Annotated in this window: 13 protein-coding genes; 7 read left to right on the plus strand and 6 right to left on the minus strand. The window is 66.9% G+C overall.

Annotated features, from left to right (window positions below; translation table 11 throughout):
- Together KA248_03250 and KA248_03255 are read right to left on the minus strand one after the other, a co-directional pair.
- Positions 1–1,366: hypothetical protein (locus KA248_03250; protein ID MBP7828916.1), on the minus strand; the 1,366-nt coding region annotated here is incomplete at its 3' end.
- Between the two features lie 186 nt (positions 1,367–1,552).
- On the minus strand, positions 1,553–3,973 hold the full coding sequence (locus KA248_03255) for a tail fiber domain-containing protein (protein ID MBP7828917.1): 2,421 nt from the start codon (positions 3,971–3,973) through the stop codon (positions 1,553–1,555).
- Positions 3,974–4,117: 144 nt separating this feature from the next.
- Here KA248_03255 and KA248_03260 point away from each other — a divergent pair, with 144 nt between their 5' ends.
- Positions 4,118–5,731 carry a right-handed parallel beta-helix repeat-containing protein gene (locus KA248_03260; GenBank protein ID MBP7828918.1) on the plus strand — a complete coding sequence of 538 codons (1,614 nt, stop codon included), beginning with the start codon at positions 4,118–4,120 and terminating at the stop codon, positions 5,729–5,731.
- A 130-nt stretch (positions 5,732–5,861) separates the two neighbouring features.
- A complete protein-coding gene (locus KA248_03265; GenBank protein ID MBP7828919.1) occupies positions 5,862–6,734 on the plus strand; it encodes an endonuclease/exonuclease/phosphatase family protein in 873 nt (290 codons plus the stop codon).
- A gap of 452 nt (positions 6,735–7,186) precedes the next feature.
- On the opposite strand, the gene KA248_03270 is transcribed toward KA248_03265, so the two are convergent.
- Positions 7,187–8,083 carry a hypothetical protein gene (locus KA248_03270; protein MBP7828920.1) on the minus strand — a complete coding sequence of 299 codons (897 nt, stop codon included), beginning with the start codon at positions 8,081–8,083 and terminating at the stop codon, positions 7,187–7,189.
- Between the two features lie 384 nt (positions 8,084–8,467).
- On the opposite strand from KA248_03270, the gene KA248_03275 reads away from it, so the two are divergent.
- The 3 genes from KA248_03275 (at position 8,468) to msrB (ending at position 13,099) form a co-directional block, all read left to right on the plus strand.
- Complete coding sequence (locus tag KA248_03275; GenBank protein MBP7828921.1) at positions 8,468–11,533, plus strand: PPC domain-containing protein; 3,066 nt, start codon at positions 8,468–8,470, stop codon at positions 11,531–11,533.
- 102 nt (positions 11,534–11,635) lie between these two features.
- The gene (locus KA248_03280) at positions 11,636–12,481 is read left to right on the plus strand and encodes an endonuclease/exonuclease/phosphatase family protein (GenBank protein ID MBP7828922.1); all 846 of its coding nucleotides are present in this window, start codon (positions 11,636–11,638) and stop codon (positions 12,479–12,481) included.
- 72 nt (positions 12,482–12,553) lie between these two features.
- Complete coding sequence (gene msrB / locus KA248_03285) at positions 12,554–13,099, plus strand: peptide-methionine (R)-S-oxide reductase MsrB (GenBank protein MBP7828923.1); 546 nt, start codon at positions 12,554–12,556, stop codon at positions 13,097–13,099.
- Positions 13,100–13,108: 9 nt separating this feature from the next.
- Here msrB and KA248_03290 read toward each other — a convergent pair whose 3' ends face one another.
- A complete protein-coding gene (locus tag KA248_03290) occupies positions 13,109–15,565 on the minus strand; it encodes a M6 family metalloprotease domain-containing protein (protein MBP7828924.1) in 2,457 nt (818 codons plus the stop codon).
- Between the two features lie 113 nt (positions 15,566–15,678).
- Between KA248_03290 and KA248_03295 the strand changes: the two genes are divergently transcribed.
- Complete coding sequence (locus tag KA248_03295) at positions 15,679–17,790, plus strand: hypothetical protein (protein MBP7828925.1); 2,112 nt, start codon at positions 15,679–15,681, stop codon at positions 17,788–17,790.
- A gap of 17 nt (positions 17,791–17,807) precedes the next feature.
- Here the strand turns inward: KA248_03295 and KA248_03300 are convergent, their stop codons facing one another.
- A complete protein-coding gene (locus KA248_03300; protein MBP7828926.1) occupies positions 17,808–18,770 on the minus strand; it encodes a glycosyltransferase in 963 nt (320 codons plus the stop codon).
- A gap of 11 nt (positions 18,771–18,781) precedes the next feature.
- Positions 18,782–19,582: a glycosyltransferase gene (locus KA248_03305; protein MBP7828927.1), complete on the minus strand. Its 801-nt coding sequence runs from the start codon at positions 19,580–19,582 to the stop codon at positions 18,782–18,784.
- A gap of 146 nt (positions 19,583–19,728) precedes the next feature.
- Here KA248_03305 and KA248_03310 point away from each other — a divergent pair, with 146 nt between their 5' ends.
- Positions 19,729–21,597 (plus strand): hypothetical protein, encoded by a 1,869-nt coding sequence (locus tag KA248_03310; protein MBP7828928.1) that lies wholly within the window; start codon positions 19,729–19,731, stop codon positions 21,595–21,597.
- Positions 21,598–21,606: the final 9 nt, after the last annotated feature.

Raw genomic sequence — 21,606 nt, forward strand, 5'->3', positions numbered from 1 at the left:
ACCCGGCGGCGAAGTTCGTGGCGCCGCCGCTGACCGTCCCGTAGTGGCCGTCCACGACGTTTCGGCAGCCGCCGCCGATGGCGCCGTAGGAGCCCTGGCAGAAGTTCCGGAGGCCGCCGCCGATGAATGACTGGGCGCCGCCGATCCGGTTGTCGGACCCGCCCGCGATGACGCCCCCCACGGCGTTATTGCTGATCGCGTTGCCCCAGCCTCCGCCGATGACCGAATCGCTGGACTGGACCCGGTTGTCGCGGCCCCCGGCGATGACGCTGAAGGCGGCCGCCACGGCATTGCTTCGACCTCCGCCCACCACGTTGTTGGTACCGAGCGCCTCGTTGTTGCGGCCGCCGCCGAGGGTGTTGTATGCCGCGTAGGCGCCGATCCGGTTTTCGAAGCCGCCCGACAGGGTAGAGCAGAAGGCATTGCTGCCCATGCGATTATCAGAGCCGCCGCCCACCATGCTGTTCTGGGCCTCGAATTCGATCACGTTCCTCCTCCCGCCGCACAGCGTGGCGTGGTAGTTGTTGCCCTCGATGCGGTTCTCGAATCCGCCGCCGATGACCGCGCCCGGGGAGCCTTCCACGATGACGTTGGAATGGCCCAGCGTGAGTGTCGCGCCGGAGTCGGCATCGGTGAGGTGCGCCTCGAAGACCCGTTCGTTCATGCACCGCACCGTGAACAGCGGGCCGTCGGTGGACCCGACGAACGCGCCGGAGGATAGGCCTGCGTTACCGTCGGTCCGCCAGAAGGTGTTGGGGGCGACATCATCGGCCTTGATGGTGCCGTTCAGGATCTTTTCGGATGTCACCGCGTCGGAGGCGAGCTTGGTGACGGACACGGATCCGGATTGAAGGGCCTCGCCGTCCACGGACTTGGAGGCCAGCTTGTCGGCCGTGACGGAGTCGGCGGCGAGCTTGGCCTCCGAGACAGATCCGTTGGCGAGTTGGGAGGCGCCGATGCTGCTGTTCGGGACGGTTTTCGCGAGCAGGGCATACGGCACGCTCGAGAGCCGCTCCATGGGCTCCAGGGTCTGGCCGTTGATCGAGACCTGCAGCCACCAGCCGCCCTCGACCTCCGTGCCCAGCCAGGACCACGCCGTGTCCGTGTCCGGCGGGGTGATCGCGGCGGAGTACAGTCCATCCACGACGGTGACCGCGCTGGTCGTGTCCAGCACCGCGATCCCGCCGGGATCCTGGTTGGCGTACACGCGGAAGACGACCGTGGCCGCCCCGTTGTAGAGATTGGTCCCATCGATCAGGCGGCCCTGGTAATTGACCATGGGCGGCACGGGTTGCTGGGCCCGCAGCGGCCCGGCCGCGAGCAGCGAGACGACCAGCGCTTGTTTCAGGATAAGACGAATGGTCATTTTTCCTCGTTTCCCGCCGGGATCTAATCGGCCCATCCGGCGGCTGCATTCATTTGTCGCGCCACCCCTGAAAAACTTCCCGGGCGGAAATCGCGCGGGCCGCCGGTTAGCGGCAACACCCTGGAATGCAGCGGGTAATCCGGCGGGGAGCCGGATGGAAGATGGGGTGTTGAACGCGGGCCCGGTCTACGGGGCCTGCGCCTTCAACTGTTCCAGCTCGTGGCGGAGGGCTGCGTTCTCTTCGCGTAGTTCCTGCACGGCTTGGTAGAGACCCTGGATCGCGGCCAGGGTCACGCCGTCGGTGTCGAGGGTGTTGATCGTCCGGTCGGAGCCGAGACCAAACGCGGCCTGGAAGTCCTGGGCGACCGGACCGATGTAGCGGCGCCGGTTCGGGTCGGCCTTGTAGTTCCACTCCGTGATGGGCAGTCCCGCGATCTGCTGCAGGATCTCCTCCGCGTCCACGGGCGTGAAGTTCTCCTTGGCGTCCCGGTCGGATAGGGCGGACCAGGCCGTGGCGCCGGGCTCGAGGATCGCGCCGAGGTTCGTGCTGCTGTTGGAGAACAGCCGGTAGCCACCCGCCGCGCGCATGGTGACGGAATCGGTATTGGTGGAAGACACGTCCAGATCCGTGGAGTCGCCCCAGACGAAGGCGCCGCGATGGTTGGCCTTGGCGCGCCGGCCGGCGGCGAAGGCGTACTTGGCGTCCTGCCCGACGGAATTATTCAGCCCGCCGGGGATCGTCGAAAACGCGGCGTAAAACGAGATCGCGTTGGAATAACCGCCGCCGATGGAACAGCCGGCGCCGCCCCACTCGATGTAGTTTTTCCAGCCTCCCGATATCGTGGCGTTGGTGCAGTAGTAATTCATCCCGTTGCGACTGCCTCCGCCGATGACCGCGTTGTTGCAGTCGCGGTTCAGGCTGTTCTGGTGCCCGCCGCTGATCGTGCTGTACTCCGAGGTGTAGTTGATGAAGTTGTTCACGCCGCCCGCGATGACGGCGCCCCGGGCGCCTGCCTCGACGGTGTTGCTGACGCCGCCGCCGATCGTGCTTTGGCCGGCGTCGAACCGAACCAGGTTCTGCCGCCCGCCGGCCACCGTGGAATCGACGGACGCGGCGCCGATCTCGTTGCTGATCCCGCCGCCGATCGTGCCGCCGGCGGAATACATGAAGATGCGGTTGTCGCAGCCCCCGCCGATGCTGGAATAGGACGACGTCGGATTGATGTCGTTGAACGCGCCGCCGCCGATCACGCCCCCGGGGGAGTCTTCGGCAACGACATTCTGATAACCGCCCGCGACGACCGAGTAGCACGACGTCCGCTGGATGCTGTTGAACGCGCCGCCGCCGATTGTGCTGTAGAGGGCGCGGTACGCGATGTCATGGCTTTCCCCGCCGGCGATGGTGGCGCCCTCCACATCCTGGCCGATCTCGTTGTTGTACCCGCCGCCGATGGTGTTGTTCCGGCTGTAGAAGCCGCACCGGTTCATCCATCCGCCGGCGATGGTGCAGCTCTTGGAAATCTGCCCGATGGAATGGTTGGCGCCGCCCCCGATGACGCTTCGCTCGGCGCTGACCTGGATGCGGTTGCTCGCGCCGCCGGCCACGGTGGAGAAGTAGGACCCGTTCTCGATGGTGTTCTCGCGGCCCCCGCCGATCGCGGAGTAGCCCGAACCCGCGCCGATCACGTTGTTGCTGCCGCCCAGGATGACGGCGCCGCCTGCGTTGTTGGAGATCGTGTTCGCTTCCGAACCCAGCACGATGTTCGGCGCGCCGTTGCTCGGCACGAAGAGCGCCGCGCGCTGGTTGTGGACGCGGATTTCCAGCGGCCGGTTGTCCGCCGTGCCGAGGTAATGCGTGCCCGCGACCGTGCCCGCGTTGCCGCCGGTTTCCCAGAACGTGTTGGCCGCCACGTCGGCGTTCGAGACCGTGCCGTCGACGATCTCCGCGCCCGTCACCGCGTCCGCGGCGAGTTGGAGGTTGGACCACAACCCCGTCACGTCGCCCGCGTGGGCCGCGGCCTTGAACACGGGGTCGCTCTCGGACACGAGGCCGGTGTCGTCCCCGTCCTGCAGGCCCTTGGGCATGTCGGTCCAGTCGATCCGGTTGCTGTTCACCGCGCCCATCGCGAGGTCGGCTGTGTCCACCTGCCCATCCAGGATGTGGTTGCCCCAGACCTGTCCGTTGCCGATCATGAGGCCCTGGATCGAGCCGGGCGGCATCGCCCCCGCGTAGCGCGCGTAGCCGACCGAGACCAGCGGCTCGCGCGGGGCCAGCACGTTGGTGCCGACGACCACCTCGATCCACACCTGGGTCTGGATCAGGGCCTGGTCCAGGCTCCCGGCGACCACCGTGTCCCCGATGAACGCGGAGTACAGGCCGTCCACGACCTCGACGTTGTTGGAGTCCTCGCACCACAGGAATCCGCCGGTGGCGGACTCGTAGAGCCGGAAGCTGACGGAGATCGCCCCGCTGAACAGGTTCGTGCCGTTGAGCAGGCGGCCCTGGTAATTGACCAGGTTCGGCACGGCCGTGATCTGGGCGGGCGCGGTCGCCGCGAAGGCCAGGACGCCGACCATCGAGAGTGCAACCGCGGGGAATGCCTTCATGATTTCCTCCTCGAAATGCAACCGGGCAACCGGTGTTCACCATACCCGGGGATCTGGCGCAGGGAAAGAGGTAAAGCGACAAAACCGATGGCGAAAACGACGGAACCGGTGTGGCATGGGGTATGCTTTTACATGGGGATGGCCATGAAGCGAACGACGGCAGTGTGGCTGGCGCTCGGATGGGGCATCGCCTCGCGCGCGCTCGGGGCGCCGGGCTACGGCGAGCCGCTCGCCGTCACGACGGGCGTGATCTACCGCGTGGGCACGGCGACGGCGCTCCAGAATGCCGTGGCCGCGGTCAACGCCGCCGGCGTCCCCGCGACGATCCTGGTCTCGAACGGGACCTACGTGCTGACCGACTGGGCGTTGCCCATGACCTGCAACCGGGTGATCGTCCGGGGCTTGAGCGGCGATCGCGATGCCGTCGTGATCCGCGGGCCGGACGAGGGGACGTCCGCCTCGCTGGAGCACGTCTTCTGGGTGGTCGCCTCGCACGTCACGATCGCGGACCTGACGTTCGGCTGGTGCCTCTACCACGGGATCCAGGCGCACGGGCAGCCGCCCTATAACGTGTCCGGCCTCTGGGTCCACAACTGCCGGATCGTCAACTGCAACGAACAGTTCATCAAGGGGACCTCGGCGCCCGACGATCCGGAGGGCGTGACGGACAGCCTGGTCGAGAACTGCCTCTTCGAATTCACCAGCGGCTGGGCCTACCAGTTCTACACGGGCGGGATAGACGCCCACAAGGTCGCGAACTGGACCGTGCGCGACAACCTGTTCCGGAACATCCGCGCGCCGGACGGCAACGCCGAGCACGCGATCCATTTCTGGAACCGCAACACCACGCGCCCGCAGAACGTGATCGTCGAGCGAAACATCATCATCAACTGCGACCGAGGCATCGGGTTCGGGCTCGGTTCGTGGCTGCAAGGCCACGACGGCGGGACCAGCGTGATCCGGAACAACTTCGTCTATAACGACGGGGCCGGGCCGAACACGGATGTCGGCATCGGGCTGGAGTCGGCGACGAGTGTCAAGGTGGACAACAACACGGTGGTCGTGCCGTACTGGGCGCCGATCGAGTACCGGTTCGCCGCGAGTTCGAATCTGGTCTTCCGCAACAACTTGGTGGACGGCAGTATCACCGCGCGCGACGGCGCCCCGGCGCCCGCGCGGTCGAACAACCTAGAGAGCGTGCAATCGTGGTGGTTCCGGAACCTGGCCAACGGCGACTTGCACCTCAAACCCGGTGTGACCAGCGTTCTGGACAAGGGCTGCACGGTGGCGGCGTTTGCGGACGACGCGGACGGCGACGCGCGGCCCGACGGCGCGGCGTGGGACATCGGCGCGGACGAGTACGCGCCGTGGAGCACGGATTCCAACGGGGACGGCGTGCCGGACGGGTGGTACCTGCAGTACGGGTTGAACCCGACCAGCCTGACCGTTGCGGCGGGCAACGCGGATGGAGACGTCCACAACAACGGCGAAGAATGGATCGCGCTGACCGATCCGACCAACGGCGCGTCGTTTTTCCGCGTCGAGGGAATCGGTCAGGTGAGCCCATTTACCGTCACGGTGCCGTGCTCCACGGCGCGGGTGTATTCGCTGGAGGGATGCGGGAGGCTGGATACCGGATCCTGGATGGCGGTTGAGGGACAGACCCATGTCCCCGGCCACGCGAGCGGGACCACGACGCTGACGGACACCAACGCAGCCGCTTTCCGGGTCTACCGGGTGGGCGTCGCGGTGCCGTGAACCCGATTCGCTCATGTAGGGGCGCCGCTTGCCGGCGTCCGTGGGCGTCGCAAGCGACGCCCCTACAGCCCGTCGGACTTCGCCGTGGCCTTTTTTGCCGCGGCGGGGTAGGGTGGCGTCCGGGTTCTCCATGATTCGAATCCATCGCTGGTTCTGGCTCGCGATGCTGGTGGCCGCCGCGACCGCGCGCGGGGGCGACCTGACGTTCACGGTGATGGCGGCCAACTTATCCGGCGACGACACCCTGTACCGACGGCCGGCCGGGCGGATCTTCCGGGGTCTCAAGCCGGACATCGTGGTTCTCCAGGAATGGAATGTCCTGGACGGCGACTACAGGAAGTTCGTGGGCCGGCATTTCGGGCGCGGGTTTTCGTTCTGCGTCCAGCGGTCGCGGCGCAAGGGAATGCCCAACGGCATCGTCAGCCGCTGGCCGATCACCGCGCGGGGGCTGTGGAAGGATCCCGTGGTCGACGACCGCGGCTTCGTGTGGGCGACGATCGACCTGCCGGGCCCGCGCGATCTGCACGCGGTCAGCGTGCATTTCAAGCACGGCGGGAACTCGAAGGAGAAGCAGAAGCGCCGGGGCGAGGCCGAGTTGCTGGTGGACTATATTCGCCGGGCCGGCTGGCCGGCGGACGATTATCTCGTCATCGCGGGCGACCTGAACTCGATCAACCTGAAGGAGCCGCTTTTTACGGTGTTGTCTTCCGTGGTCGGCAACGCCCGGCAACCGGCGGACCAGTCGGGCGCCATAGGGACCAGTGTTTCCAGAAAGAAGTGCTACGACCACGTCCTCGCGAATCCCGCGCTCGAGGCCTGCCAGGTTCCGGTCGAGATAGAGGGCCTCGTCTTTTCCAACGGCATGGTCTTCGACAGCCGGCGCTGGACGCCGCCCCCGCCGCCGATACTCCCGGACGATTCCGTGCAGGCCGGCATGCAGCACCTGGCGGTCATGAAGGCGTTCCGGATCCCCGTGCCCGACGCGGCGGAGCCCCTGCCGTGATTCAGCGGGGCGGATTCGGAGGGACAGATGACGACAAGAGGGACGACGACAAGAGGGACAGAGAACAGACGGAAAGGGACAGCGTGGGGACAGGGAAATTGTATCGGAGAAAAGACAAGGGAGAAGTGAAAGACAAGAGGGACAGAGAACAGACAGAGTGGGGACAGGGACAGAGAACAGACAGAGTGGGGACAGGGAAATTGTATCGGAGAAAAGACAAGGGAGAAGTGGGGATACAGCAATAGTCTTGGTAGATGCCTCTTGATGAGGGCACGGGCTTGAGGGGTCAACGGATAAAGAGGCGGATTCAGACTCTCCGAAAGTCTGATGGCCTCGGATGGGAGCCCCAGAGAACCTGCTCAATTAAGAACCGCCCGTTGTGAACAAACCGTCGCGTGAGCCGGCAACCGATCGGAAGCCGGAGATCGCTTCTCCCTATGCGAGGGATGCGGTTAATCCGACTCTACCAGACGGACCCGCCGCCAGGCGAATAAGGCATCCTCGTTTCGCCCAGAGCAGGCCATGCGATGACGGTCAAGGTCTCTTCGGTAACGGCTCATCACCTCGCGCACAAACAGCTCCGAACCAATGACCAGCCCGCGGGCCCAGTGCCGAACCCGCCGCCGGACGGTCAAGGAGAACGAAATTGACGCCGGCTCCTGTTCGGTCTTGTTGGTCAGGGCCTGATCCATAAGACCCCGTGCTTCGGCCAAGGTCTGGATCCCGAAGAGATCCTTGAGCATGGGCAACATAATCGTTGTCAGGTTGCATTCGAAGGGATGGCGACCGGTTTGATGCCATACGCCCTGCGAACAGAAGCGGTAATCGGCGGCGCTGCGGACCATGCCGGCCCGCGCGGGATTGTTTTCGATGTACGTCCAACAGGACCAAACCGCGCGACCGCTTTGGAGGATGGTGTTCTTGAAGCGGTCGGCCCACAGTGAACCACGCCGGCGGACGGGCCGTGTCCGGTTGAACCAGGTGGTGAACAGGTGCTGGAGGTGTCGCATGAACCAACTGACGTCCCGGCACCGCTCCTGCCACTGGCGGCAGAGCCTGGAGTTGGGTTCGATGGTTCGCTCGCCATTATGGAAGGCATTGTAACGCAGGCAGATTTCTTCGGGATCGGATAGCTCGACCGGGGCCTGCAGGAGGATATGAAAGTGATTGGACATCACTTGGTAGGAGACAACGCGGACGGTGTATAAGATGCTGACGCGCTGCAGAATGCGCACAAACTTCTCCTTTTCGGCGTCGTCGAGCGGCCTGTCCAGGGCCGTGCCGACGCAGCGATTATAGCAATGGTGCCAGGTATCTGCGGAATCCCTTCTGATTCGTGGCTGTCTCATGGCCAGTCATTCCTTCCCGGTGCTGTAAGGCCCTCTACTACAAGAAAGGTTCGAGAGATCGATCATTCCACGAAAGTTTCACTATTTCTCTGTCCCCCTTGAGGCCCCACGACTACGCCCACCACGACTTCCCCCACCACCCACCACGACTCTCTGTCCCCTGCCGGCCCTCCCCTGCCGGCCCTCTGCCGGCCTGTCCCCTGCCGGCCGATTCCGTTCAGGCCGGCATGCAGCACATGGCCGGCATGAAGGCGTTCCGGATCCCGGCGCCCGAGCGCTGAACGAGCCGCGGCGCCTCGTCACTTTCCGCTGTACATCGCGTTCCTGCTGTGCTTTGCTATCCCGACAGATTGTCCGGAATGCGGATGCGTAAGGAGGAATCTCATGAAGGCGTTATCCGTGTCCATGTGTCAATTCCTTGTCGTTTTTTCTGTGCTGTTGTTCTCGATCACGGCCCCATCGGCGAGGGCGCAAGACGACCCGTATGAACCCAACAACTCGACGAACGAGGCCACGGATCTCTCCGGCGCTTCCGGCCTCTGGCTCTCCGAAAACCTGGGCCTCGGTATCCAGTGCGACGACGACTGGTATCGCATCGAGGTGCCCGCCGGCCAGGAGCGGGTGTTGGCGGATTGCCTGTTCTCCACCGCGCGGGGCGACCTGACGCTCGAACTGTACGACAGCAACGCGGTCTATGTCACGGCCTCCTCCGGCTTCGAGGACAACGAGGGGCTGGATTACGTGGTGGCGGCCGCGGGCCGCTATTATCTCCGCGTCACCGGGCCGGGCTCGTGCAACGAGTACAACCTGCAGTGGGACGCCTTGAGTCCCGTCGGCGGGCCGGACGACGCGTACGAGGCGAACAATTCGGCGACGCGGGCCTACAACTTGAGATCCGCGCGCGCGACACCCCTGTCGCTCCTGGCCGGGCCGGGCCAGCAGTGCGACCCGGACTGGTTCCAGATATACGCCGCACCGGGCTCGGAACGGGTGATCGTCCACAACCTGTTCACCAACACGCCCGGCAACCTGCACCTGGAACTGCGGGATGAACTGGGGCGGCGGGTGGCACTGTCGTGGACGGGGACGGATTTCAACACACTGGACTTGGTCGTGCCCACCCCGGGCGTCTACTTCGCCAAGGTGCCGGGGCTCAACGCCTGCGACGAGTACGACCTGTGGTGGGACAGCCGGATCCCGCCCGGCAAGGTCGGCCCGCCGGTGGTCGTGGCGCTGTTGTACGACGGGAACTACGTGGACACGTCCGACGGCGGGGCGATGGGCGAGGCGTTCAACCTGCGGCGGGCGCTGGAGGCGATGTCGGTCCGGGTGAACACCTTCACGGGCATTACCGACACGGCGTTCAACATCAACCTGGCCCGCGCCAACGTGCTGCTGATCCCCGAACTGGAACTAGCCAACCTGGGCGCGGCCCTTACCCCGGGCGCCGTTGCCGAGATCACCCGGTTCGTCGCGGGCGGCGGGTGCCTGGTCCTTCATGGCGAGATGACCGGCCATGATCAGGCCTTCCTGTCGGCGGTGTTCGGATTCACGGTCCAGCAGCAGGGGGATTTTTCCGGCGCCACGTCCACCAACACCGGAGACACGGCCGGCACCGCCTTCGAGGGAGGACCGCCCAGCCTGGGCGGGGAGAATGGCCTGTATCCCTGGCTGGCGTCCAGCCTACCCGCCGGCAGTTCCAGCCTGTACCAGTTCGAGTCCGGCGGCCACACGCTGACCACCGTCGGCGTGATCCCGTACGGCGCGGGCCGCATCGTGCTCCTGGCGTGGGACTGGTTCGACGCCGCGCCCTGGGGGACGCAGGACAAGGGGTGGAACAGCACCCTGCTCTCCGCCCTCGCGCAGTGCGCCTGCGAGCCGCTGCTGACCTCGGTCCGGAAGGCCGGCCCGGACACGATCTTCAACCTGGAGGGCGGCTTCAAGCACACCTACCGGGCCTGGTTTACCGACGGCGATCTCAAGGGAAGCCCCGCCTGGGCGCCCTTCGGCAGCTTCGGCGAGCGGACGGTGACGGTGCCGCTGGACGTCTTTCCCTTCGTGGATGACTACGGCTTGTTCACCAGCGGCGGGCCGTCCCTGACGGGTCGCCGCACGTACCGGGTCGCGCGCGAGCCCACCGTGACGGCCCCCGAAGTCGCGGTGCTGCTGGACCCCAATTACGTGGACATGAATCTGGAATCCATCCCGGCCGCGGAAGGCCCGAACCTGGCGGCGGCGCTGCACCGCATGCGCTACGAGGTCATCCCCGTCAACGGCATCGCCGAGCAGGATTTCCTCGGCGCTCTCCGGCCCGAGGGATACCTGCTCATCCCGGAACTCGAGGGCGGCAACCTGGGCGCCGATCTCTCCGCGGGCGCGCGGGCGGCGATCACCAACTTCGTCCAGGCGGGCGGCGTGATGATCGTCCACGGGAGCCTGGGGCCTTTCGACGAGAACCTGGTCAACACGCTGTTCGGCTACAGCATCGACGGCATCGGCGACATGAGCGCCATCGACACGACCGGCACGGCGGCGCGGGTCGGCACGGCCTTTGAGCGGTGCCCGGCCACGATTTCCGGCAACGACGGGCTCTTCCCCTGGATCCCGGGCACAGTGCCCCCCGGCGCGGCCGTCATGTATGAGACCCCGGCCAACGACACCAACTACGCCAGCGTCGTCGTGATCCCCGAGGGCCTCGGCCGCGTCGTGCTCCTGGCCTGGGACTGGTGGAGTGGCGCGCCGCAGGGCGCGCTGGACGGCGGCTGGAACGACGTGCTCAACGCCACGTTCAAGAACTGGAGCGGCAAGGATCTCTTTGTGGGATACTACGACCTGGAGGCCGGGCAAGGCAGTTACGATCAGGTGGCGCCCATCCAGACGGCCGGTCATATGCCGGCCTCGTGTCTCAACGTGGCCGCGCGGGACCTGTACGGCCTGGACGTGCTGTTCCTGCAAAACCCCTCCAACGATGGCTATGCCGAGGAGTTCACGAACAACCTGGAGGCCGTCCGCCAGGCCGTCATGGGAGGCATGACGCTCGTCTTCCACGACCGGGCGGTGACGAATATCACCGCGCAGATGTTGCCGGGCGGCGCCGGCATCGCCTTCGCCCGCGACACGGCCAGCCCGGCGGCCGACAACATCAATATCGCGACCTCGGGCACCCTGGTCACGGACGGCCCCGGCGGCGTGCTGGACAACAGCTCCCTGGACATCGGGGGCTCCTCCTCCCACGGGTACGCGGACGAAGCGTCCTTGCCGGCGGGCGCGGTCAACATCCTGTCCCGCCCGACCTCGACGGAGGTGGTGACCTTCGCCTATCCCTATGGCGCCGGCTGGGTCGTGTATTCAACCATCCCGCTGGATTACTTCCTGTTAGGCAACGGCCCCGCGGCATTCCGCGATATCTACGCGCCGAACATCGTGGAATACGGCTGCGAACTGCACTGAACGGCGCGGACCGAAAAAAAAGGGTCGCCTCCCCGCGTCCGGCCGGGGTAGGCTGGCCCGGTCTTTTCCAATGATTGGAAAAGCGCGGGAAGGTTTTTTCCAATGATTGGAAAACAAGGCGGGCTGATCCTGGCGGGGCTGCTGGCGGCGGGCGCGGCGCGCGCGGCCGCGCTCACGTTTACCGTCATGGCCGCCAATCTCTCCGGCTCCGATTTCGAGTACGACGAGTCCGCGGACCGGGTCTTCCAGGGCTTGAAGCCGGACGTGGTGGCGATCCAGGAGTGGACCGTGGCGGGCGGGGACCGCCGGGCGTTCGTGGACCGGAACTTCGGAAAGGACTTTTTCTTCTGCGTGGAGAACGAGCCCCGCGACAAGGTGCCCAACGGCGTCATCAGCCGCTGGCCGATCACCGCCTCGGGCGAGTGGCCGGACCGCGTGGTGCAGAACCGCGACTTCGTGTGGGCGACGATCGATCTCCCCGGGCCGCGCGACCTCCACGTCGTCAGCGTGCATTTCAAGTCCGGCGAAAGCTGGTACCAGAAGAAGGGCCGGCAGCGCGAGGCCGTCGCCCTGCTGGACTACATCCGGCGGGCCGGCTGGCCGGCCGACGATTACCTGGTCATCGCGGGCGACCTGAACACGGTGAGCCGGAACGAGCCCCTGTTCAAGATCTGGGCGTCCCTGGTCAGCGACGCGCGCCAGCCCGCGGACCAGAAAGGCGACAAGGACACCAACATCCCGCGCCAGCAGTGCTACGACTATGTCCTGCCCAGCCCCGCGCTGGATGCCCTGCATATCCCGGTCGAGGTCGGCGGCCTGGTCTTCCCGGACGGCCTGGTCTTCGACAGCCGGCTCTGGTCCCCGCCGCCCCCGCCGATACGGCCGGGCGATTCCGCGGAGGAAGACCTCCAGCATCTCCCGGTCATGAAAGCGTTCCGCCTGCCGTAGCCCACCCGAGGGGTTCCAGTCTGCTGGAGGGCGAGCCGTGTCCCCGGGGTTGAATCCGTGTCCCCGTGTCGTATGTTCATCCTGATGGCGGAACATCCCATGAAGTCGCGACCTTCGATCCTGATCGTAGCGCTGACGCTCCTCGCCGCCGGGACGGCGCGGGGCGCGGCGCAGGAGCCCACGACCGTGAAAAACCGGGACGCATTGAAGAAGAAGCTGACCCCGCTGCAGTTCCAGGTGACCCAGCAGTGCGGCACCGAGCCGCCGTTCCGCAACACGTACTGGGACAACCACCGCGAGGGGATCTATGTGGACGTGGTCTCGGGCGAGCCGCTGTTCAGCTCGACGGACAAGTTCGATTCCGGCACCGGCTGGCCGAGCTTCACGAAGCCGCTGGAGGCAACGAACATCGTGAAGAAGGCGGACCGCAGTCACTTCATGGAACGCGTTGAGGTCCGCAGCAAGGGCGCGGACTCGCACCTCGGCCATGTCTTCGACGACGGCCCCGGGCCGGCCGGCCTGCGCTACTGCATCAACAGCGCCTCCCTCCGGTTCATCCCGAAAGAGGACCTGGAAAAAGAAGGCCACGGGGCCTACCTCAAGCTTTTCGAGAAGTGACCCGGGCGCTCACGGGATCGGGTCGGGCCAACGCGGCCCGGACAGGATCAACCGCTGGAATTCGGCGTACCGGGCCTGGTCTATCGGCGTGATCAGTTCCTCCCGCGGCGCTTCCTGGACGATCCCGGTGACGAGGTTGCTGATGAGATTCGGCGTGCTGCCCGGGGCGTCGCCGATCGAGAGGCTCCCGACGTTCGTGTAGAGGGCGAGGGGCTGGATGTGCTTCAGGATCATCCCGCCGGAGCCCACGACGTACGTCGCGGGCGTCAGGAACGGATTGGTCGAGTCCGACACGTCTATGGCGCTGGTCGAGTTGGACAGGACGGTGAAGAGGTCGTGGACCTCGGCCCACGGCTGGTCCTCGAGCGCGTCCATGTAGCCGGAAGCGTCGGTCTCGGGCCAGAAAAAGTCCTCGGCCAGATCCAGCGCGACGGTCAATCCCTGACCGAGAATCATGCCGCGCGCGCCCGAAAAGTCCACGTCGTTCATCCTCCAGGTCGAGCTGTCCCGGACACGGGCGCTGGCCTCGTGGCCCTCGAAATTCACGGTGAAATACATGCTATTGACGTAGCAGATGAAGTTGTCGGCCCAGGCGTAGAATCCGTCCGCGCCCGGCCAGGCCAGCGACGAGGCACTCCAGGTGGCGCCGCCATCATCGGTGTAGAGGAGTTGTTCATCCTGGCACGCGATGAACCCGGTCGTGGTGGAGACGAAGCTGACCCGGCAGGGGATGTCGCCGTAGAAGTCGGGGCTGATGTCCGTCCAGGTCAGGCCGCCGTTGATGGTCCGGCGAACCGTGCCGTTGGTGCCGATGCAGTACCCGCGGGAGAGGGAAGGGAAGGAGAGGTCCACCAGCCGGTCGGTCGTCCCGCTGAAGCAGGGCCACCACGTCGATCCGTCCGTCGTCCGGATCACCTTGCCGCCCGCTCCGCAGGCCCAGCCGTGCGTGGCATCCGCGAAGAACACGGCCAGCAGGTTGGAGGCCGTCGGGCTGGTCTGTGCGGTCCAGGTCGTGCCGCCGTTCGTGGTGCAGACGATGGCTCCATTATTGCCGACGGCCCAGCCGCGGTTCGCGTCCACAAAGCACACGTCGTTCAGATCCTCCCCTGTGCCGCTGTCCTGCGCGCGCCAGCCGTGAAGCACCGTTGGCACGTACACGTCCGCGGTCATGGTCGGGGCCGAGGCGCTGATGTCCGTGAGGCGGATGTCCGAGTCAGTGTCGTAATGGGTGGCGTAGAAGTCGCTGCTGGGGTTGCTGTCGGGCGTGAACTCCGTGTTGCCGGTCGAGCCGGGGAACGACGCGGCCTCCTCGGAGGAGTCGCCCGCCCCCGCGCCCGCGTATTCCAGCGACAGGACGGCCATGCTGGATCGGCCGCCGCCCACGTGCCAGACCAGCAGCCCGTCTTCCGGCAGCGCGGCATCCGAGCCGATGGGCTGACGGTTCTCGACGAGGAAGTACTCCTCGGACGGCAGGTCAGCCGGCACCAGTTTGTAGATCTCCGGGTATGCCTCGACGTTGCGGAGGGTCTGGCCGGTAGCCCGTCCGCGGATTTCCGTCGGCGTGACCCAGCCGAGGTACACCTTGTGCCAGGCGCTCGGGTGGGCCGGCGGGTCGAGGTAACAGCCGGTGCCCATCAGGCACCACTCGAAGACCTGCTCGTCGTCGTAGAAGTCCGGCAGGCCGAGGACGTGACCGAGTTCGTGGCAGAAGAGGCCCACGACGGCGTCGTCGTCCTGCGAGGTGTACTCGCTCACCTGCACGCCGTCCACGGTCACCGGGCTGGACAGGCTGCGCATGTGGGCCGTTTCCCAGCCCCAGATCGTGATGTAGTCGCTGGCGGCCACGAGGACCGCGTCCACGTACCCGTCGCCGTCCCCGTCGTATCGCGAGAAGTCCACCGTCGTGTCGGCCGCGGCGATCGCGTCGGCGATAAACTCCTCCACCCCCGGGGTATCGGTGGTGTAGCCGCCGAAGTTTTTCGGCATGGTGAACGGGCCGTACACGTCGCCGGTCACGTCCAACTGGCCGTAGGACACCTCTTCGTAATACTCGGTCATGTTCGGGCTGTAGGCGCTGCCGAACAGCCGGGCATCGAGGTCGGCGGCGGTGTACGGCGTCGGCTGGTCGGGGAAATCGACAAGCAGCACCGGCACGTCGAGGCGGGTGATCGCGGGCGCCGGCGGAGGCACCGGCCCGGCGAGCAGGGTCGCGGCCTTCGCGGCGGCGGTCCGCCGTTCCTTCAGGAGTTGCAGGCGCCGGGCGACCCGGCCGGCGCGGTAGTCGTGGCCACCGGGCCCGGAGAACGGGGAGCGGATGGCATCTCCGGCCGGCGCGAGCCCCATGACCCGCCGGGCCAGTTCCGGTTTGGTCTTGAGCAGGGCCACGGTTTCCGGCGAGGGGGTCGCCGCGTCCACGACGAGCAGGGCGGGAAGAACCAGCAAGGCTGCGGCGACAGATATCTTCATGCGGCTATTCCTTTTCCTTGGCATTGGCGACGGCCCCTCCTGGCCTCCGTCGGTCCCTTTACGGCGGCGCGTATTTAAGGTATACCTATACGTATAAGCTGGGGGTTTGTTAAATGATATTTCGGAAGAGCTGCGGAGGGATGGGGCTGCTGGTGCTGCTCTCTGTTTCTGCCGGGGCCGCCGACCCGTGGCCGGCCGAGACCAACACGCTGGCCACGAAGCTGACCGGCATCGATTCCGGCCTCGACACGAGCAACTGGAGCGGCGCCGCCTGGGACCCGGAAACCCGCACGCTTTGGCTCGCCTGCAACAGTGGCTACTTCTGGGCGCTGGTCGAGGACGGCGCGGGCAGTTTCCGCGTGGCCACCAACGCGGCCGGCACGAAGGCCAAGTGGTCGCCGGGCGGCGACCTGGAGGCCATCTGCCCGGTGGATTACGGCGCTTCGTCCATCTTCCTGCTGAACGAGGCCGGTTCGATCCGCGAGTACAGCGTGGCCTCGTACGGCGTCGTCAGCCTGCTCCGCAGCTGGGACATCTCGGGCTCGTGCCCCGCGTCCGGCGGCTCGGGCCCGGAGGGGATGACCTTCGTGCCGGACGCCTACCTCCAGGACCAGGGCTTCTGCGACACGAACGGGAATCTCTATGTCAGCACCAACGGCATGGACGGCCTGATGTTCGTCGGGCACCAGAGCGGCGGCTACATCCATGTCTTCGACCTGAATCCCGCGGGCACGCAGTTCCGTTACGTCGGCCGGTACAAGACCGGCCAGGCCGAGACCGCCGGCCTGGAGTTCGATCGCTCCACGGGCAAGCTCTACATCTGGCACAACACCGGTGCCAATTATCTCGAGGTGACGAGGCTGGACTCGATCGTGGACGGTTCGGACCGCCGGCTCCGGCCGCTGGCCGAGTACCTCGGGCCGCGCGCGGGCAACCTGGAAGGCTTCGCGATGCTCCCCACGCCGGAAACCAACAACTGGTGTTTCATTACGGACGACGACAATCTCAACCACGAGGCCCTGGTCTGGTACCGGCAGTTCGAGCCGCCCGAGGACACGACGCCGCCCGTCGCGGCCTTTACCGTTCCGACCAACGGCGCCGTGTTCCGCACCAGCCGATCCAACCTGTGGATCTCCGGCACGGCCGTGGACACGGGGGGCGTGGCCTCGGTGGGGTGGTCCGTCTCGGGCGCCGCGACCGGGAGCGCGGCCATCGGCGTCGTGGCACTGATCGCCCCCGGCGCGACGTGGAAGTATCTCGACAACGGCACCGATCAAGGCACGGCCTGGCGGGCCGTGGATTTCAACGATGCCGCGTGGTCCTCCGGGCCCGCCGAACTGGGCTATGGCGACGGCGACGAGGCGACCACGAACAGCTACGGCCCCGACCCGAACAACAAGTACGTCACGACCTACTACCGCCGCGCGTTCGAGGTCGGCGACCCGCGTGTCTTCACCAACGGCCTCGTCATCGCCGCGGTGCGGGACGACGGCATCCTGGCCTTCCTCAACGGCGCGGAGGCCCTGCGGAACTACATGCCCGAGGGAGAGGTCACGTACACCACCTTCGCCAGTTCCACGGCCGCCGGAGCGGACGAGACCAACTGGCAGGCCGGCGCGGTGAGCGCGGGCGCGCTGACGCAGGGCGTGAACGCCGTCGCGGCGGAGGTCCACCAGGTCAACCTCACCAGCAGCGACATCAGCTTCAACCTCGCCCTCGGCGCGGACCTCGGCAGTTCCTGGCTCATCACTAACGCCGTGCTGGCGGCCGGAACGAACGTGCTTTCCGTGGTCGCGCGCGACGCCTCCGGCAACGCGAGCACCGGCACGCTGACCGTTGTCGTCACGGACGACGTGGACGCCGACGGGTTGCCGGACGACTGGGAGATCGACCACTTCGGCGACACGGAGACCTCGTCGGGCGGGCCGGGCGACGAGGACGAGGACGGGTTCACCGACTGGGCGGAATACGTCGCGGGCACCGACCCGAATGACGAGGACTCGTTCATGGCGATGGAGTCCTCCGCGACGGCGGCATCGGGATGGGTCATCCGTTGGCCCGGCGGGACGAACCGCTTCTATGACCTCTACCAGTCCACGAACTTGTTCCAACCCTTCACCGAGTTGGAGACCAACCTGCCCGCGGTCCTGCCCTTGACCAGCTACACCGTGCCGGTCAGTTCCGCCGAGGGCGTTTACCTGCGCGTCCGGGTACGGAATCCCTGAAGCGCCGGGGGGCCGCGTTATCGGCGCCTTCGATCCCGCCGCCGCCCGTAGGCCATTCCCGCGCGGCGCGCCAACTCGGCGCAGAGCAGCGTCGGCAGGTACACGATCGCGCCGGCCAGGCCCTTCATCTGGACCGCGCGCCGGATCACGTGCCCGGCCCCGCCTGCCTCCTCGCGGGCGGCGCCCCGCTCCGCCAGGCGCTGGTGGTAGATCCCCGCCCGGAAGTTCTTGGCCAGCACCTCCTCCCGCCACGGGCCGTACTGGTGGGCGACGGTATGGTGCGGATTGAAATACACGGCGATGCCGCTTTCCCGCAGGCGGCGGCCCATGTCGCTGTCCTCCGCGCGTCCGAGGCTCTCGTCGAACAGCCCCACGCGCTCGAAGACCTCGCGGCGATAGGCGGCCGCGCCCGCGGCCTCGAGCCGGTGGTCGGCCGTGATCTCCGGCGCGGGCAGCGGCGGGGGGCTGAACACGAAGCGGGCCTTCGCGGCCAGGCCCCGAGGCAACGGTCCCGGGTCCGGGTCCAGCCGCTTGCGCAGGCTGATCTCGTAGGCGAAGTGGCTCAACCGGCTGGACAGGTTGTCCCGGGCCGGCACGATCCGGAAGCGCACCACGGAGGCGTCCGGCCGCTCCCGGAAAAACGAAACGAAGGTCCGCACATAATCGGGGGCCAGGAGGTAGTCGTCCGCCACGATGGCGATGAACTCGCCGCGCGCGGCCCGGATGCCCGCGTTGCGCGCGGCGGGAATGCCGCGGTGCCCGTCGCCGAGATAACGCACCCGGGCATCGCGCGCGGACAGCGCCCGGACTTGTTCCGCGGTTTTGTCCGTGGAGCCGTCGTCCACGACGACGATCTCCATCCGGTCCGCGGGGTAGTCCTGGCGGAGCAGGCAGTCCAGGCCCTGCGCGAGCAGGCGGGCGCGGTTGCGGGTGAGAACGATCACCGTAATAAAGGGGCCTTCCTGGACGGGCGCCGTCATGCCCCTACAGATTACGCGCGAACGCCGTGGATGTGCAGCCAGATTCGCACGAGCAGTTGCAGCGGCAGGAACCGGAGCCGGTTCGGGGGCAGCAGGCGAACCTCCTCGGCGGCGATCATCTCCGCGCCGTGCTTGCGCCGGAGAAGGACCTCGCCCCGGGCGTACCACAGGCGCGCCCGGAGAAACGAGGACAGGGTCGACCGGTAGTCGTGGGTCGCCGCAAGTTCATCGGACTTGTAGACCGGGATACCGAGCGCGCGGAGGTGCAGCCACAGGTCGAAATCCTCGCGGGGCTCCACCGCCTCGTCGAACAACGGGTTGAGCCGGTCCAGCAGCGCGCGCTTGATCGAGAGGGTGCCGGGCGAGATGCGCTCGACGGGATAAAGCGGCCCGGCGTCCGCCCGGTTGAAGGCCGCGGCGTAGTAGTAATGCCAGTACTGCGCGTAGAGGTCGCTCCGCGCCGGCCGCTGCAGTCCGTTGAGGACGAGAACCTCCGGATGCTCCTCGTGGACTTGGCGGCAGCGCGCCAAGTAGCCGGCGTCGGGGATGATGTCGTCGTCGAAAAAGCACAGCACGTCGCCGGTCGTGGCCGCGATGCCGGCGTTGCGCGCGACGCACACGCCGCGCGGCGGATCGAGCCGGAGGATGCGCGCGCCGCCGGCCGCCTCCCGGACGGCGTCCGCCGCCCGGCTGCCGTCGTCCACGACGATGCACTCCGCGTCCGGCGCTCCGCGCTGGGTGGCGAGGGCGGTCGTCAGTCGGCGTAGCGATTCCGGCCGGTTCCGGGTGGCTATGACGATGGAAAGGTTCACGGCGTCACATGGCCGAAAGTGTAGGCCGGCGGTGAAAAAGGGTCAATTCGGTGTATATTCCGTGGCGCAAAAATACGCTGGCGCCGCCTGCGCGGCGGGCGTATAAGGTGCCAAGTGCGGTTCAATCTAGCATGAAAGGGGCATGTATGAAGAGGATGCTTGCGCTGTGGATGCTGGTGGCTTTGATCCTTCCCTCCGCCCGTGCGGAACTTCCGCCGGTGATGGTGACCGTGGAAATCCGGGGCCTTGAAGCAATGGCCGAGCAGGTCGGCAACCTGGCCACGGATGTCGGCGCACCGCTTACCAAGGAGATGATTCTCCAGACGCTGGGCGGGTTCATGATGGCGCCCGAATTCGAAGGCCTGGCCACCGACGGCACGATACGCCTGTTCGTCTTCGATCCGCAGGCCGCTGGGACCGCCGGCGAGCCCCCGGTCCTGATCTCCCTGCCCGTCCAGGGCGACGGCGCGGCGTATCTCGAGGCCGTCTCGACGTTCATGCAGCCCGGCGAGGCTGTGGACGGCGTGACGGAATACGCGGCCGATCCCGCATCCCCGGCGCCCTTCCCGATGCAGAGCGTCTTCGTCGCGCCCGCGGAAGGCCAGTTGCTCGTCGGCGCCCAGCAGGCGCTCGTCCGCGACGGCCTCCAGGCGCTGCGCGACGGCCAGCTCGCCTCGGCCAACCTGCCGGCCTCCGGCACCGTCGTCCTCTCCGTGCCCTGCCGCCGGAACGCCGACAAGCTCGAGCCGCTGATCGAGCAGATGACCCAGGCCGCCGCCGCGGCGCCGTCCGCCGGCCCGATCGACGCGAGCCGAGTCCTGCAGGCCGAGTTCAAGGGCCTCATCAAGCTGCTCCGGCAGACCGAAAACGTGATGATCGGCCTCAAGGCCGACGGGAGCGCCCTGACGATCTCCACGCTGATCGAGCCCGCCGCCGGCACCGTCCTGCAGCGCGTCATCGGCGAGCTGCGGGCGCCCTCGGCGAAGGTGTCCTCGCTGATCCCGGGCAACGCCCTGCTGGCGATGAGCGGGTTCTTCGTTCTGCCGGATGAATTCCTCGACGCCTATGCCGAGATGACGGACGAGATGTACGGCGCCATGGGCGAGTCCTTCGCCGGGTTGGCGCCGGCCCTGCGCGAGGGCCTCGAGGCCATCAAGGGCCAGTTCGTGGGCGACTACGCCTTCGGCATCGTCCCCGGCTCCGGCAACCTGCCCGTCGACTTCATCCAGGTCATCGCCATCCGCGACATGGCCCAGGTCAAGGGCGCGATGGACAAGATGATCGCCGCCGTGCAGCAGATGTCGGCCGCGGCGGCCGCGCAGGCCGCCGAGGGCGCCGAGAAGCAGCCGTTCTCGATGAAGATCGAGGTCGGCGAACCGCGCGCCTACGAGGGCGTGGACATCACCCCGTACCACTACGTGATCGAGCTCCCGGAAGAGGCCAAGAGCGAGATGCCCGCGTTCTTGAGCCAGTGGTTCACCGATATGAAGTACGAGCTCGCCTACGTGGACGGCCACCTCGTCTACACCATCGGCTCGTCCACGGTCATGGACAACGTCATCGACTCGCTCAAGGGCGGGGGCGGCGTCCCCGTGAGCGCGGACGCGGCCTGCCGCGCCCTGTTGCCGGACCTGCCGGCCGCGGCGACCGACGTCAGCTGGATCAAGATCCTGGACCTCGTCCGCACGTTCATGAAGGCCGTGCCGGACGTCCCGGCCGAGGTCATGGACGGCCTGCCGGCCACGTCGCTGATGCTGGCCGGCTTCTCGGAGACCGAGAACGGCAACCTGGCTTCCCAGATCCGCCTGTCTCGGTCGGACCTCGCCACCATGGCCCAGTACTTCCAGAGCTTGGCGGCCAGCCGGATGCAGGGCGGGCCGGGCATCGAGGTGGACGAGATGATGATCGAGGACGAGGAAACCGGCGAGACGATCGAGGAGATCGACGTCGAGGCCGCCGACGAAGCCGCCGTCGACGAGGTGACGGAGGAAGAAGTGGAAGTCGAAGAGGAATAAACCCGTTCC

This window comes from Kiritimatiellia bacterium, assembly GCA_018001225.1.
GTDB lineage: Bacteria > Verrucomicrobiota > Kiritimatiellia > CAIQIC01 > JAGNIJ01 > JAGNIJ01.